Source organism: Streptomyces gottesmaniae (assembly GCF_031845845.1).
Classification (GTDB): domain Bacteria; phylum Actinomycetota; class Actinomycetes; order Streptomycetales; family Streptomycetaceae; genus Streptomyces; species Streptomyces akebiae.
In genome coordinates this window covers 128,021-142,444 of record NZ_JAVRFJ010000028.1, presented here as the reverse complement: position 1 = coordinate 142,444, position 14,424 = coordinate 128,021, and the positions used below count along the sequence as shown (strand labels likewise).

General features: G+C 72.6%; 13 protein-coding genes and 1 pseudogene. 4 read left to right on the top strand and 10 right to left on the bottom strand.

Going from position 1 to position 14,424, the window contains the following annotated elements:
- Positions 1 to 1,308, bottom strand: a 1,308-nt coding sequence (gene pdxR, locus RM704_RS28850) for a MocR-like pyridoxine biosynthesis transcription factor PdxR (RefSeq protein WP_311591359.1), incomplete at its 3' end; no start/stop codon positions are given.
- Between pdxR and RM704_RS28845 the strand changes: the two are divergent.
- Positions 1,299 to 2,204 (top strand): annotated as a pseudogene (locus tag RM704_RS28845) (DMT family transporter); the annotation flags it as partial. The gene pdxR and the pseudogene RM704_RS28845 sit on opposite strands and share 10 nt — an antisense overlap.
- 111 nt (positions 2,205 to 2,315) lie before the next feature.
- Here the strand turns inward: RM704_RS28845 and RM704_RS28840 are convergent.
- A complete protein-coding gene (locus tag RM704_RS28840) occupies positions 2,316 to 3,149 on the bottom strand; it encodes an alpha/beta fold hydrolase (RefSeq protein WP_033528998.1) in 834 nt (277 codons plus the stop codon).
- A gap of 159 nt (positions 3,150 to 3,308) precedes the next feature.
- Between RM704_RS28840 and RM704_RS28835 the strand changes: the two genes are divergently transcribed.
- A complete protein-coding gene (locus RM704_RS28835) occupies positions 3,309 to 4,199 on the top strand; it encodes an RNA polymerase sigma-70 factor (protein ID WP_033528999.1) in 891 nt (296 codons plus the stop codon).
- A 162-nt stretch (positions 4,200 to 4,361) separates the two neighbouring features.
- Complete coding sequence (locus RM704_RS28830; protein WP_033529000.1) at positions 4,362 to 5,123, top strand: GntR family transcriptional regulator; 762 nt, start codon at positions 4,362 to 4,364, stop codon at positions 5,121 to 5,123.
- Between the two features lie 129 nt (positions 5,124 to 5,252).
- Here RM704_RS28830 and RM704_RS28825 read toward each other — a convergent pair whose 3' ends face one another.
- On the bottom strand, positions 5,253 to 6,410 hold the full coding sequence (locus RM704_RS28825) for an ROK family transcriptional regulator (protein ID WP_078937241.1): 1,158 nt from the start codon (positions 6,408 to 6,410) through the stop codon (positions 5,253 to 5,255).
- A gap of 281 nt (positions 6,411 to 6,691) precedes the next feature.
- Between RM704_RS28825 and RM704_RS28820 the strand changes: the two genes are divergently transcribed.
- Positions 6,692 to 7,129: a hypothetical protein gene (locus RM704_RS28820; RefSeq protein ID WP_033529002.1), complete on the top strand. Its 438-nt coding sequence runs from the start codon at positions 6,692 to 6,694 to the stop codon at positions 7,127 to 7,129.
- 68 nt (positions 7,130 to 7,197) lie between these two features.
- On the opposite strand, the gene mug is transcribed toward RM704_RS28820, so the two are convergent.
- The 7 genes from mug to RM704_RS28785 all read right to left on the bottom strand — a co-directional run bounded on the left by mug (position 7,198) and on the right by RM704_RS28785 (position 14,390).
- Positions 7,198 to 7,695 carry a G/U mismatch-specific DNA glycosylase gene (gene mug, locus RM704_RS28815; RefSeq protein ID WP_033529003.1) on the bottom strand — a complete coding sequence of 166 codons (498 nt, stop codon included), beginning with the start codon at positions 7,693 to 7,695 and terminating at the stop codon, positions 7,198 to 7,200.
- Positions 7,696 to 7,739: 44 nt separating this feature from the next.
- The gene (gene purB, locus RM704_RS28810; RefSeq protein ID WP_033529004.1) at positions 7,740 to 9,182 is read right to left on the bottom strand and encodes an adenylosuccinate lyase; all 1,443 of its coding nucleotides are present in this window, start codon (positions 9,180 to 9,182) and stop codon (positions 7,740 to 7,742) included.
- Between the two features lie 59 nt (positions 9,183 to 9,241).
- Positions 9,242 to 9,592 carry a DUF4326 domain-containing protein gene (locus tag RM704_RS28805; protein ID WP_033529005.1) on the bottom strand — a complete coding sequence of 117 codons (351 nt, stop codon included), beginning with the start codon at positions 9,590 to 9,592 and terminating at the stop codon, positions 9,242 to 9,244.
- 82 nt (positions 9,593 to 9,674) lie between these two features.
- Positions 9,675 to 10,775, bottom strand: a complete 1,101-nt coding sequence (locus RM704_RS28800) for an amidohydrolase family protein (RefSeq protein WP_078937242.1) — start codon at positions 10,773 to 10,775, stop codon at positions 9,675 to 9,677.
- Positions 10,776 to 11,037: 262 nt separating this feature from the next.
- Positions 11,038 to 11,907, bottom strand: a complete 870-nt coding sequence (locus tag RM704_RS28795; RefSeq protein WP_033529006.1) for an SGNH/GDSL hydrolase family protein — start codon at positions 11,905 to 11,907, stop codon at positions 11,038 to 11,040.
- 132 nt (positions 11,908 to 12,039) lie between these two features.
- On the bottom strand, positions 12,040 to 13,056 hold the full coding sequence (locus tag RM704_RS28790) for a hemolysin family protein (protein ID WP_033529007.1): 1,017 nt from the start codon (positions 13,054 to 13,056) through the stop codon (positions 12,040 to 12,042).
- Positions 13,053 to 14,390 (bottom strand): hemolysin family protein, encoded by a 1,338-nt coding sequence (locus RM704_RS28785; protein ID WP_033529008.1) that lies wholly within the window; start codon positions 14,388 to 14,390, stop codon positions 13,053 to 13,055. The genes RM704_RS28790 and RM704_RS28785 overlap by 4 nt, the downstream gene beginning before the upstream one ends.
- Positions 14,391 to 14,424: the final 34 nt, after the last annotated feature.

Here is a 14,424-nt window from a genome sequence, read left to right as displayed (position 1 = left end):
ACCCGCCCGAGCCCGCTCAAGGAACCGCCCGACCGCCCCGTACCGCTCCGGCAGCGCCACGATGACGTGCAGCCCGGCGGCGATCCCCGACACCTCCGCTCCGGGAAAGTGCTCGGCGAGCGCCGACACCAGCACGTCACGCCGCTCCCGGTACGCCCGCTGGCACCGCCGCAACTGCCGGTCGTAGTCCCCCCGTTCCACGAACCGCGCGAAGAGCGCCTGGTCGATGGTGGGATGCCCGAGATCCATGGTCCGCTTGAGCTCGACGACCTCCTGCGCCAGCCACGCCGGTACGAGGAGCCAGCCGAGCCGCAGCCCCGGCGCGAGGGACTTGCTGACGGACCCGGTGTAGGCGACCCGCTCGGGGTCGAGCCCCTGCAACGCGCCCACGGGGGCGCGGTCGTAGCGGAAGTCCCCGTCGTAGTCGTCCTCGACGATCAGCCCGTCCACCGCCCGCGCCCAGTCGAGCAGTTCGCTCCGCCGCCGCGCGGAGTACGCGATCCCGGTCGGGAACTGGTGCGCCGGCGTCGTCACCAGCGCCCGCACCCCTGATTCCCGCAGCGGGCCGAGCGCCGGCCCTTCCTCGTCCAGCGGCAACGGCACGGTGCCGAGCCCGGTGGCGGCGTACAGCGTCCCGTGCTCGGGGCTGCCGGGGTCCTCGACGCCGATGACGCGTCTCCCGCGCGCGTGGAGCGCGAATCCGAGCAGCGTGGTGGCCTGGGCCACCCCGGAGACGACGACGATCCGCTCCGGGTCGGCGACCACGCCCCGCCGCCGGGCGAGCAGTTCGGCGAGCGCGGTGCGCAGCCGGGGCAGCCCACGAGGATCCGGGTAGCCCAGCTCGTGATGCGGCAGCTCCGCGAGGATCCCACGCTGGGCCGCCGCCCACGCCGCACGGGGGAACAGCGACAGGTCGGGCGTCCCGGGCACGAAGTCGGCGCGGGCACCCGGCGGACGCGGAGCGAGGTCACGCGCCCGTGGCAGCGCCGGCGTACGCACGGCGGCGCCCACCCAGGTCCCGGCGCCCCGGCCGCTGCGCAAGTACCCCTCCGCGACCAGCTGCTCGTACGCCTCCGTCACCAGCCCGCGCGAGACCCCGAGGTCGGCGGCCAGCTCCCGGCTCGCCGGCAGGCGCGTCCCCCGCGCGAGGCGCCCCGACCGGATCGCCTCCCGCAGCGCCGCCTGCAACGTGCGTCCGCGCGCGCGTGCGGGAGCGTTCGCGACGGGCAGCAGCAGCTCCCAGGCGGCGGCCCAGGGAGCGGCCCCCGAGAGTGCGCCGTGGTCGGAATTGGTCCCCGATGACGTCATGGAAGTGGACCTTAAACCGGACCGCCCGGCTCCCTAGCGTCGCGACCATGAAGCCCACGCCCACGCCCACCTCTCCCGCGACCGCCACCACCTCCACCTCCACGGCCCCGGCCTCATCGCCGGTCTCCGGAGCCCTCCTCGCCGCCCTCGCCTGCGTACTCGTCGGCGGTTCCTTCACCGCCAACAGCGTCCTGGGCGACTACCCGTACGCGGGCGGCCAGTTCCTCCGGTACGGCCTTGCCTGTCTCCTGCTGCTCCCGCTGCTCGGCCGGGGCGGCGCGGCGCCCCTGCGCCGACTGACCGCACGTCAGTGGGCCCGGCTGGGACTGCTCGCGGCGGTCGGCATGGTCGGCTTCAACATCGCCGTGATCGCGGCCGAACACTCGGCGGAACCGGCGGTACCGGGGGTCTTCGTGGGCTGCGCCCCGGTGGCGGTGGCCGTCCTCGTCCCGTTGTCGGAGGGCAGGCGCCCTCAACGCGCGGTCCTGCACGGGGCGTTGCTGGTGGCTGCCGGCGCGTTCACCGTCCAGGGGTGGGGACGTACGGACGGCGCGGGCATCGCCTTCTCGGTGTGCGCGCTGGCGGGCGAGATCGGGTTCGCCGTGCTGGCCGTGCCGGTGCTGCGACCGCTCGGGCCGCGCCTGCTGTCGGCGGCCGTGTGCGGGGTGGCCGCGGTCGAGTCGGCCGTCATCGGCGTGGCCGTCGACGGTGGCGCGTGGCTGCGCCGCCCGGACGGCACGGAGTCGCTCGCGCTGCTGTGGCAGGCGGCGGTCGTCACCGTGGTCGGATTCGTGTGCTGGTACATGGGCATGCAGCGCATCGGCGCCGAGCGCGCCACCCTCTTCTCCGGCCTCATCCCGGTGGCCGCCGCCTGCACGGCTCCCCTCGTCGGCACGGGTTCCTACGGTGCCGCGCAGGCCGTCGGCAGCGCGCTGGTGGGCGCCGGGGTCGCCCTGGGCGCGGGGGCGTTGTCGTGCCGCCGGTCGGCGGCCACCGGGGAGGGCCGGTCAGCGGCTGCCGTCGAGGATGACCCGGGCGACCAGCGCGGGGTCGTCGTTCATGGGGCAGTGGCCGCAGCCGGGCAGCCGTACCAGCCGGGCGCCGGGGATGACGCGCTTGGCGCGGACGCCCTGACGGCGGACGAGCAGCCAGTCCCGGGTGCCCCAGGCCACGGTGACGGGAAGACCGGGGACGTCGTCGGTGAACAGGACACTGCCACCGGCCCGCAGTGTCTCGTCGAACCCGGTGGCCCCCGCCAGCGCGAGCGTCTCGGCGACGACCGCCTCGGGTGAACGGCGGCTCGGACGGGCGTAGATGGTGCTCGTCAGGGCGGTGCGGCCGGCCGCCGACCGGGACAGCCGCTCGACCAGCGGGAGCGGCAGTCGTCGGGAGATGTGCCGCATGGTGAGCAGGACGCCGAACGCGTAACGCCGCTCGGCCTCGTTCCAGAACCCCGCCGGGGAGAGCGCCGTGACGGACCGTACGAGCTTCTCGCGGCCCAGCTCCAGGGCGAGCAGACCGCCCAGGGAGTTGCCCGCGACATGGGGGCGGTCGAGTTCCAGCGCCTCGCAGAAGGCACCGAAGACGGCGGTCGTCGTGGGCAGGTCGTAGGTGAGTCCGTCCGGCAGCGCGGGCGACGCGCCGAAGCCGGGCAGGTCGACGGTGATGACCTCGCGCTCGGCCGCCAGGATGTGCGTCACCGGGTCCCAGGCCTGCCGGTGGTGGCCGATGCCGTGCAGCAGGAGCAGCGGCTCACCGGTGCCCTCGCGGGTGTAGGAGACCGTCACGGGCCGCGGCCCGAGCGGGGAGGGAACCTGGAAGGAGACCGTGGCGGCGGACATGGTGCAGCTCCTCGTCTGGGCGGATGGACGCGCCGGCGGGGGCGGTCGTAGACAGCTTGTCAGCAACTGCTACCGGCGGGTAGTCCCGTGGAGTAACAAGCCGCGCGCAGCCTCGGAATCGCCTGGACACGGCCGGGCCCTCCGGGTTGGGATGGAACGGTGACCACCGACATCGCGATCGACGTCTTCGAAGAGCACCGTCCCGTCCTGATGGGAGTCGCCTACCGCATGCTCGGCCGGGTCGCCGACGCCGAGGACGTCGTCCAGGACGCCTGGCTGCGCTGGTCCGGCGCCGACCGCTCCGACGTACGGGAACCGCGCGGCTTCCTGGTCCGGGTCACCACCCGGCTCGCCATCGACCGGCTCCGCCAGGTGCAGTCGCGCAACGAGGCCTACCCCGGCCCCTGGCTGCCCGAGCCGTACGTCACCGACTACGGCGCCACCGTCCCGGACACCGCCGAGCGGGCCGTCCTCGCCGACACCGTCTCCCTCGCCGTCCTGGTCGTCATGGAGTCCCTCTCACCCCTGGAACGGGCCGTGTTCGTGCTCCGGGAGGCCTTCGGCTACCCGTACGCCGAGATCGCGACGATGATCGACCGCACCGAGCCGGCCGTGCGCCAGCTCGCCGGGCGGGCCCGCCGACACGTCGACGAGCGGCGCCCGCGCTACGACGTCGATCCCGTCGAACGCCGTGAGCTGACGGAGAGGTTCCTCGCCGCCGCGGCAGACGGCGACCTCGACGGACTCATGGCGCTGCTGGCCCCCGACGTCCGGCTGGTGGGCGACGGCGGCGGCATCGGCAAGGCCCCGGTGCGGGTCCTCGAAACCGCCGACAAGGTCGGACGCTTCGTGCACGGCGCGGCCGGCAAGGGCGTGCGGGAGGCGTCGTTCCGGTTCATGGAGATCAACGGCGCTTTCGCCGTGGTCCTCCTGTCCGGCGGCGAGGTCGACAGCGTCTTCCAACTCGATGTCGCCGACGGCCGTGTCCAGTGCGTCTACATCGTGCGCAACCCGGAGAAGCTGCTCTCCCTGGCGGCCATGAAGCCTTGATGAACGCTGCCGGGCGTCCGACCTGTCGGATGCCCGAGGGTTCGATGATTGGTCTTGACCAAGGGTGGGGGCAGGCCTATGGTCGCAAGAAAGTGCAACAACCTTTAATAAACAAGGGCGCTAAAAACGCCGCCGGGCCACGGCGAAGCAGCGGAGGACAGGGTGGGGACCCAGCAGCTGGAAACGGTGCCGGAACCGAAGTACTGGCATCTGAAGACCGTGCTCAGTGAGGCATTGGACTCCGAGTTCTCGGTGGGGGAGATCCTGCCCAACGAACGTGACCTCGCGGCCCGCTTCGGCGTCGCCCGGGCCACCCTCCGCCAGGCGCTGGAGCAGCTCGAACTGGAGGGCCGACTGCAGCGCCGTCGCGGTGTCGGCACCACCGTCGCGCCCCCACGCGTGGGCGTGGCCGTCGGCACCGAACAGCACGCGTGGCCGGGTACCGTCGGCGACGCCTGGCAGGCCGTGGACTGCACGACCTCGGCACCGCCCGCCGCGGTCGCCGACATCCTGGAGAGCGTCCACGGCGAGCAGGTGCACGTCGTACGCCGCTCCCGTATGTCGCACGGCCACCCCGTCGCCGCCGAACTGCTCTACATCCCGGCGGACTCCGTGCCCGCCCTCTCCGCCATAGACGCGCCGTCCGGTGCGGCACGCGCGCGTGCCGTCCTGCGTGAGCTGCAGCGCCTGGAGCTGGAGGGACAGGACCGCTCGGTGGAGCTGGGTTCCGCCCGCGCCGACGACGCCAAGGAGCTGGACCGGCTGCCCGGCGCGCCCGTCCTGGTCGTCACCACCCGCTTCTTCGCCGAGGGACGCACGGCCGCTGTCTCCCTGGCCACCTACCGTGCTGACACGTGCCGCCTGACCTTCGGGGCCTCGGGCGGCGTCGAGATCCACCACGGCCCGGAGCGCCACGCGTCCTGACGGCGCCGACAGCGGTTCCCGGCCGTACCCGCCGCGTCCCGGATGCCGGGGCGCGGCGTTCGCGTGCCCGGCAGCGGTTCGGCGCCGCCAGGAGGCGGCGCCGAACGGTGGTTCGACGGCGGCCGTGGTTCAGCGGCGCGCCGTCACCGTGCCCTCGACCGCGAAGAGCTGTTCCTCGACGTGGTCCAGGGCGAGCCGGAGCGCGCCCATGGCGACGGCCGCCTCGCCCAGCCGGGAGAGGGCGACCCGGGGCGGGCGCAGGCAGTAGCGGGCCAGCTCACGGTGGAGGGGGTCGAGGACGTCGTCGATGCCGGCCGCCCAGCCGCCCACGACGACCAACTCGGGGTCCAGGGCGAGGACGAGGGCCGTCACATCGTGGACGAGCCGCCGTATGAAGCGGTCGACGGCCTCACGGGCCCGCACGTCGCCCTCGCGCGCGTGCTTGAAGACCTCGGCGACCGCCTGCTCGTCCAGCGGGTGCAAGGGCTCGCCGGTGGTCGACAGCAGCGCCTCCGGGGTGGCCTCACGGCCCAGCAGATGCAGCGCGCCGATCTCCCCGGCGGCGCCGCCGTACCCCCGGTGCAGCCGCCCGCCGATCAGCGAACCGGCGCCCGGGCTCAGCCCCGCCAGCACGAACACCACGTCGTCGGACTCGGTGGCGGCGCCCTTCCAGTGCTCGGCGACGGCGGCCGCGTTGGCGTCGTTCTCGACCAGCACCGAGCACTTGAAGGAACGGCTCAGCCGCTCGCCCAGGTTCAGTCCCGTCCACTCCGGCAGGGCCGCGCACAGGCGTACGGCGCCGTCGGCCTCGATGACCCCCGGGCTGCCCACCCCGACCGCGCGCAGCGAACCGCGCGACACACCGGACCTGCGGAGCAGCTCGGCGACGGTCGAGCGCAGCCGCTCCAGCCGGTCCTCCGCCGACGCCGACTCGGAGACCTCCTTGGAGAGCGAGCCCAGCACCCGCCCGTCGAGGTCCGCGAGTAGCGCCGCCACCCGGTGCGAGCCCACGTCCAGTCCCAGCAGATGGCCGGCCTCGGCCCGGAACCGGTAGTGCCGTGCCGGGCGCCCCTGCCGCCTGGCGGCACCCTCCTCGGCGGCCCGCTCGACCACCAGCCCGGCCTCGACCAACCCCTCCACGACGCCCTCGACCGTGGGCCTGGACAGGCCGGTGACCCTGGTGATCTCGGTCAGCGTCGCGTGGTCCGTGGCCCGCAGCGCGTGCAGCACCACGGCCGAGTTGATTCTTCGAAGCAGAGAAGGATCCCCGCCGGTCAGTGGCCCCAACGCCCGTCCTCCCAGCTCGCGCCCATGTCTGCCGGATCGTACTCGCCACGGCGCACCCCGGCGAGTGCCCTCCGCCCCCGACGTGCGCACTCCCTCACGGGCCCGGGCACAGGAACGGCTCGGCACCCGGGAGACCCCGCGCCGACGACCGACCGCGGCGCGCGTGCACGCCCCTGACGCGGCCCCCTGCCACCGCCTCCTCGCACGCCCCTCGCACCGCCCCCTCGTACCGTGTCCTGACGCCGTGCCAATTGTCAGTGCTGCCCGCTTTACTGGACCGCATGAGCATCACGCACCACCTCGCCGTGATCGACCGGCTGTGCTCCGAGGAGTTCCCCGCGGAGCCCGGTCGGTCGGACGTCGGCACGGCCGGACCGGGGTACCACGTCGCCGAGTTACGGACGAGTGCCGACTTCTGGGAGGACGACGGCACGCGGCGCGAGGAGACCGAGGAACAGTACGAGGCGGACCGTGACGCGCTGTCGGAGCTGCTCACCGCACGCTGGGGCGCCCCGGCCGTGTTCAGCCTGTGGAGCGTCCTCGACCGGTCGATGGACGGCGAGGACATACCCGAACCCTGGGCGGTGCTCAGTTCCCACGTCCCCGACCTGCACCTGTGGCAGGTCGACGGACGTTGGGTCGCCCTCGGAGTCTCCCAGTGGGACACGGAACTGCCGTTCCAACTCGTCGCACTGATAACGGAGATCGACCCACCCTGACCCGCCCGCCGCGGCCCCCGCTGACCCGTCCACCGCGGCGCCCCGCACCCGGGCACCCGGACGGTCGGTCAATCCTCCGCCGCCACCCGCAGCCGCGCGAACTCCTCCGCCATCGTCGCCGCGGTCCAGTGCGCGTTCAGCCCGCTGGGGTTGGGCAGCACCCACACGCGTGAGGCCCCGATCGTCCTCTCCTGCGGTCCGACGGCGGCCTTGCGGTCCCCGAAGGCGGCGCGGTAGGCGGTCACACCGACCACCGCGAGCCACCGCGGACGCAGCCGCTCCACCTTGGCGGTCAGCAGCCGGCCGCCCTCCACGTACTCCTCGGCCGTCAGCTCGTCGGCGCGGGCCGTGGCACGGGCGACGACGTTGGTGATGCCGAGCCCGTACGACGGCAGCTCGCCCTGCTCGGACGGCTTCAGGAGCCGGGGTGTGAAGCCGGACAGGTGCAGGACGGGCCAGAAGCGGTTGCCGGGGCGGGCGAAGTGGTGGCCGGTCGCCGCCGTCATGAGCCCCGGGTTGATGCCGCAGAAGAGGACCCGGAGGCCGTCCGCGGTGACGTCCGGCACCAGCCGGTCGCGGGCGGCCTCCAGTTCGGCCTGGGTGTAGCGGGTCAGAGGATCGCTCCCGGTGTGTAGCCGGCGGCCTCCGGGCGCTGCTTCACGATCTCCTCGATCCGGCCGACGACGACGGCGACCTGGTCGGCGGCGGCGCCCGTGAAGGAGAGCTTGTCGGCCATCAGCGCGTCCAGCTGGGCACGGTCCAGCGGGATGCGGTCGTCGGCGGCGAGCTTGTCGAGCAGTTCGTTGCGCTCGGCGCCCTGCTCGCGCATGGCCAGCGCGGAGGCGACGGCGTTCTCCTTGATGGCCTCGTGCGCCACCTCACGGCCGACGCCCGCCCGTACGGCGCCCATCAGCACCTTGGTCGTGGCGAGGAAGGGGAGGTAGCGGTCCAGCTCGCGCGCGACGACCGCCGGGAACGCGCCGAACTCGTCGAGAACGGTCAGGAAGGTCTCCAGCAGACCGTCCAGCGCGAAGAAGGCGTCCGGCAGCGCGACCCGGCGCACCACCGAGCAGGAGACGTCGCCCTCGTTCCACTGGTCGCCCGCCAGCTCGCCGGTCATCGAGGCGTAGCCGCGCAGGATGACCATGAGGCCGTTGACCCGCTCGCACGACCGTGTGTTCATCTTGTGCGGCATGGCGGACGAGCCGACCTGACCCGGCTTGAAGCCCTCGGTCACCAGCTCGTGCCCGGCCATCAGGCGGATCGTCTTCGCCAGGGAGGACGGCGCCGCCGCCAGCTGCACCAGCGCGGTCACCACGTCGTAGTCGAGCGAGCGCGGGTAGACCTGGCCGACCGAGGTGAACGCCTGCGCGAAGCCGAGGTGCCCGGCGATCCGGTCCTCCAGCTCCGCCAGCTTGGCGGCGTCCCCGCCCAGCAGGTCGAGCATGTCCTGGGCCGTGCCCACCGGGCCCTTGATGCCGCGCAGCGGGTAGCGGCCGAGCAGCTCCTCGACGCGGCCGTACGCCACGAGCAGTTCGTCGGCGGCGGTCGCGAACCGCTTGCCGAGGGTGGTGGCCTGCGCGGCCACGTTGTGCGAGCGGCCGGCCATGACCAGCTCGCCGTACTCACCGGCCAGCTTGCCGAGGCGGGCCAGCACGGCCACCGTGCGGTCGCGGACCAGCTCCAGGGAGAGCCTGATCTGCAGCTGCTCGACGTTCTCGGTGAGGTCGCGGGAGGTCATGCCCTTGTGCACGTGCTCGTGCCCGGCGAGGTCGTTGAACTCCTCGATCCGCGCCTTCACGTCGTGCCGCGTGACCTTCTCGCGCTCGGCGATGGAGGCCAGGTCGACGGTGTCGAGGACCCGCTCGTAGTCGGCGAGCGCCTGGTCCGGCACCTCGATGCCGAGGTCCTTCTGGGCCCGCAGCACGGCCAGCCAGAGCTGCCGCTCCAACCTCACCTTCTGCTCGGGCGACCAGAGCGTGGCGAGCTCGGTGGAGGCGTAGCGTCCGGCGAGGACGTTCGGGATGCGGGGCTTGGCTGGCGCGGAAGTCACGTGTACGGATTCTACTGGCGATTCGTGCAGGTGAGCGCCGAGGGTCTCTTCGGAGGAACCTACGAAGAGCTGTCCGAGCCGTCGGCCAGCTCCGCCAGGATGTCCCCGTGGCACGGCTCGGGCGCGCACCAGCAGGCCAGCGTCTTCCCGCGCAGCTCCGGTACGAGGGCCATCAGCTCGGGGTCGGCCGTCAGGTACTGCCGGTACTTCGCCATGACCTCGGCCCGCGTCCCGTCGCGCTTCTTCTTCTCGGTGTCGTACTGGAACGGGTTGTAGAGCGGGTGCTGCGGCAGGTCCCAGTGCCCCATGGTCCAGCGGCGGCCGATGTAGACCAGGTCGCCGGGGGCGAACTCCAACCGGGGGCCGAAGTCGCGGATGCGGCCCTTGAGGTTGATCACGGTCGTGGTCACTCGCGCCTCCCGGTAGGACGGCTCCCTACGCCAGTGGGCCCTCGTACGGAAGCAACTCGGGCCGCTCGGCGCTGTAGCGGCACTAGGCGCGCTTGAGCGTGGGCATGAGGCGGAGGGCGTTGTCACGGTAGATGCCGCGGCGTTGGCGGTTGGTGAAGACGGGGTCGGTCTCGACGGCCGGGACCGTGAAGCCGGTGATGATGTCGGCGGAGGCGGCCGGCCAGTCGGTGCCGAAGAGGATCCGGTCGGCACCGGCGGTGGCCACCAGCGTGCCCGAGGGGGCCAGCGGGCCCGCTGTGTCGTAGTAGAAGCGGTGGAGATAGTCCTGGACACGGGCGGCGTCGAGGGGTGGGGTGCAGAAACTGCCGAAGGCCTTCATGCGGGTGGCGATCTGAGGGAGGAACCCGCCGGCGTGTGGCAGGACGACCGACAGGTGCGGGTAGCGGTCGAGTGTCCTGGTACGGATCAGATTCACGGCGGCGCGCGTGGAATCCAGCAGGAAGTCGCACATGAAGTTCGGGATCCCGGGGACGGTGGGCACGCCGGGTGGTCCACCCGGGAGGTCGAGCGGGTGGGTGACAAGGACAGCGGAGCGTTCGTCGAGTTCGGCGAGGAAGCGGTCGTAGGAGGGATCGCCGAGGTAGATGCCGTTGTAGTTGGCTTTCACGCTGACTCCGACGGCACCGAGCTCGTCGAAGGCGTGTTGGAGAGCCCACGTGGTCACATCGGGATGGTCCAGGACAGCAGGGGCGAGGATGGCGAAACGGCCCGGGTGTGCGGCCACCAGGTCGGCCATTGCCTCGAAGACGACAGTGAGGCCTTCCCTGGCCTGCGCGGCGGAGCGGTACCGGTCCTGCATGGTCGGGTTGAGCACCGCGGTCGCGATGCCCACCCGGTTCATCAGCGCCAGAGTGGAGTCCAGGTCCCAGCGTGCCCACCACGGCAGTTCCTGCCGCCGCACCAGACCCTCACGCTCGGCCCAGTCGACCCATGCCGGAGCGGTGAAATGGTGGTGGACGTCGATCCTCGAACGGCCGCCGTCGTCACCGCCCTGCGAGCTCTGGGGCCCCGCTTCTTCCCTCGCCAGAGCGCTGGCCCCACCCGTCGCGGCGACGGTGGTCGCCACCGCGCCACCGGTGATCAGCAGACTGCGCCGACTCATGGCCTCGGTCGATTCCGGCATTCGCGTGTCCCATCCGTAGCTCCGGGCTTGCCGCACCACGATGGCCCGGCGACGGGCCTGTGATCAGCACGGCGTGCCCTGTTCGAGGCCGGTTACCTCGGACGGACGCGGTCCGGAGGGCGGCCCGGCCGTTCCCGCCGTCGTCCGGCTTGGAGGGCCGGGCGCCGAGTGGGGACCGCCGATGGGGAGGGCGTCGTGCGCGGCATCGATACAGATCCACCTGTACTTCGATCGGTGCCGGGCATCCGGACGAGGATCAGGGTCACGTTCCCAGCCGTCGCCAGCCCGTCACAGGTCCGGGGTTCGTGTCGTCCATAGGGGTGACCCAGAAGGCTTTGCCCAGCTCAGCGCTGAACTGGGCGCCTGCCCGGCCGTCCCCGGAGGAGCGCCCCGTGAGGCGGCGGCCTATCCACGGCAGCAGGTACTGCCGGGCGAACCGCGCGTGGGCCACCTGACGGGCGGTCCAGCCGGGCGGCGGCGTGACGGGCATCGGCGTGCGCCACTCCGGGTCCCGCGCCTCGTGGCCGAGCGTCTGCCAGACCGCCTCGGCGACCCGGCGGTGCCCCTCGGCCGTCAGGTGCAGCCGGTCCACGTCCCACATGCGGGGATCGCTCAGCGAGGGCGCGCCGTAGAGGTCGACGACGAGGGCGCCGTGCCGCGCGGCCAGTGCGTCGACGCAGGCGAACAGCTCCTCCATGCGCGGCCGGAACCGCTCCAGGACGGGGCCCTGGCGGCCGGGGCTGCGCATCAGGACGAGTTGCTTGCAGGAGGGGGCGAGGCGTTCCACGGCCTCCTCCAGCAGGCCGCGCACCCGGCCCATGTCGCACTTCGGCCGGAGCGTGTCGTTCAGGCCGCCGACCAGGGTGATGACGTCCGCCTCCATCGCGGCCGCGACCTCCACCTGCTCGGCGACGATCTGGCCGATCAGCTTTCCGCGTACGGCGAGGTTGGCGTACCGGAAGCCGGGCGTCCGTGCGGCCATGCGGGCCGCGAGGAGGTCCGCCCAGCCGCGGTACGTACCGTCGGGGAGGAGGTCGGACATGCCCTCGGTGAAGGAGTCGCCGACCGTGACGAGGCTGGAGTAGGCGGGGCCGGAGTCGGTGGGCCCGGCGGGGGTGGGATTCGTCTGCATGGCGTCGGAAATGGTACCCCGCGCACATACCCAGCGGTCGGTCACCGTGCTCGTCACCCGCCCTCGGCCGAGGACGGGTGACGGGTGACGGGTGACGCATCACAGGGGACGGGTGACCGAGGGACGGACGACTCAGGCGGCAGGCTGGCCGAACAGCTCGCGCAGCACGTCCTCCATGGTCACGATGCCCGCGAGCCGTCCGTCACCGCCCAGCACGGCCGCCAGATGGGTCCGGCTGCGGCGCATCGCGGTGAGCACGTCGTCCAGCGGTGTGGTCTCCCGCACGCGGGCGATGGACCGCATGTCCCGGACGGAGAACGGCACGTCCCGCGGGGCGGCGTCGAGCGCGTCCTTCACATGGAGGTAGCCCACGATCCGGCGCCCCTCGTCGACCACGGGGAAGCGGGAGAACCCGGACTCGGCCGACAGCCGCTCCAGCTCCTCCGGGGTGACCCCCATGCCCGCGTACACCACCCGCTCCAGCGGGAGCACGACATCGCGCACGGGCCGGCGGCCCAGTTCGAGCGCGTCCCGCAGCCGCTCCTGCGCGCGGTCGTCGATCAGCCCGGCCTCGCTGGAGTCCGCGACGAGACGGGCCAGCTCGGTGTCCGAGAAGGTCGCCGCGACCTCGTCCCTCGTCTCGATCCGCATCAGCTTCAGCAGCGCGTTGGCGAACGCGTTGATCGTGAAGATCACCGGGCGCAGCGCGCGTGACAGGGTCACCAGCGGCGGACCGAGCAGCAGGGCGCTGCGCACCGGCTCCGCGAGGGCGATGTTCTTCGGCACCATCTCGCCGAGCAGCATGTGGAGATAGGTGGCGAGCGCCAGGGCGATCACGAAGGAGATCGCGTGGCCCGCGCCCTCCGGCACGCCCATCGCGTGGAACAGCGGCTCCAGCAGGTGTTCGATCGCGGGTTCCGCGACCACACCGAGGACCAGGGTGCACAGCGTGATGCCGAGTTGTGCGGCCGCCATCAGCGCGGACACGTGCTGCAGACCCCACAGCACGCTGCGGGCCCGGCGGTCGCCCTGTTCGGCGTACGGTTCGATCTGGCTGCGGCGTACGGAGATCAGGGCGAACTCGGCACCCACGAAGAAGGCGTTGACCACCAGCGTCGCGAAACCGATCAGCAGCTGGACGGCGGTCATCGGGTCTCCTCCTCGTGCTCCTCGGCGGGCGTGACCGGCGCGCGCAGCAGTACCCGCGCGGCTCGGCGCCCGGCCGCGTCCACCACGTCGAGCCGCCAGCCGGTGACCTCCACGGTGTCGCCGACGGCCGGGATACGGCCCAGTTCGGTGGCGACGAGGCCCGCGAGCGTCTCGTACGGCCCCTCGGGCGCGCGCAGGCCGACGCGGGCGAGCTGGTCGGTGCGGGCCGAGCCGTCGGCCGAGTACAGCTCCCGGCCGTTCTCGTCGGTGCCGACGGGGGCCAGGTCGGGTGTCTCGTGCGGGTCGTGCTCGTCGCGGACCTCGCCGACGACCTCCTCGACGATGTCCTCCAGGGTCACGACGCCGGCGGTCCCGCCGTACTCGTCGATGACGACGGCCATCGTGCGCTTGCCGGAGAGCCGGTCGAGGACCCGGTCGACGGTCAGCGACTCCGGGACGAGCAGCGGCTCGCGCAGCAGCTCGGCGACGGACGTGCGCAGCCGACGCTCGGCGGGCACGGCCAGGACGTCCTTGATGTGCACGGTGCCGACGACCGAGTCGAGGCTGCCGCGGTAGACGGGGAAGCGGGACAGGCCGGTGGCCCGGGTCGCGTTCGCCACGTCCTCGCACGTCGCCTGGGCTTCGAGGGCGATGACCTGGACGCGCGGGGTCATCACGTTCTCCGCGGTCAGATCGGCCAGGTTCAGCGTGCGCACGAACAGTTCGGCGGTGTCCTCCTCCAGGGCGCCCTCCCTGGCCGAGTGCCGGGCGAGGGCCGCCAGTTCCTGGGGGCCGCGCGCGGAGGCCAGCTCCTCGGCCGGCTCGATGCCGAAGAGCCGTACGAGACGGTTGGCGGTGTTGTTGAGATGGGTGATGAACGGCCGGAACGCCGCGCTGAACCAGCGCTGCGGGTTCGCCACCTTCTTCGCCACCGCCAGTGGCGCGGAGATCGCCCAGTTCTTGGGCACCAACTCGCCGACGACCATCAGCACGACGGTCGACAGGGCCGTACCGATCACGAGGGCCACCGAGTGGGACGCGGAGCTCGGTACACCGACCGCTTCCAGCGGCCCCGCGATCAGCTTGGCGATGGACGGCTCGGCGAGCATGCCGACCACCAGGTTGGTGACGGTGATGCCGAGCTGGGCGCCGGAGAGCTGGAACGTCAGATTCCGTACGGCCTTGAGGGCGCCCACGGCACCCCGTTCGCCGCGCTCCACGGCCAGCTCGAGCCGGCCCCGGTCGACGGTGGTCAGCGAGAACTCCGCGGCGACGAAGGCACCACAGATCAGCGAGAGCAGCACCGCCACCAGAAGGAGGAGCACTTCGATCATCGGGTCACCTCCGTCCCATGGTCGGACAGGGGCA

Excerpts from the sequence above, each read along its gene's own strand:
- RM704_RS28840 (WP_033528998.1), bottom strand. The coding sequence starts at position 3,149 with ATGTCCGCCGCCACGGTCTCCTTCCAGGTTCCCTCCCCGCTCGGGCCG.
- RM704_RS28820 (WP_033529002.1), top strand. The coding sequence starts at position 6,692 with ATGAGCATCACGCACCACCTCGCCGTGATCGACCGGCTGTGCTCCGAG.
- RM704_RS28800 (WP_078937242.1), bottom strand. The coding sequence starts at position 10,775 with ATGCCGGAATCGACCGAGGCCATGAGTCGGCGCAGTCTGCTGATCACC.
- RM704_RS28795 (WP_033529006.1), bottom strand. The coding sequence starts at position 11,907 with ATGCAGACGAATCCCACCCCCGCCGGGCCCACCGACTCCGGCCCCGCC.
- RM704_RS28790 (WP_033529007.1), bottom strand. The coding sequence starts at position 13,056 with ATGACCGCCGTCCAGCTGCTGATCGGTTTCGCGACGCTGGTGGTCAAC.
- RM704_RS28785 (WP_033529008.1), bottom strand. The coding sequence starts at position 14,390 with ATGATCGAAGTGCTCCTCCTTCTGGTGGCGGTGCTGCTCTCGCTGATC.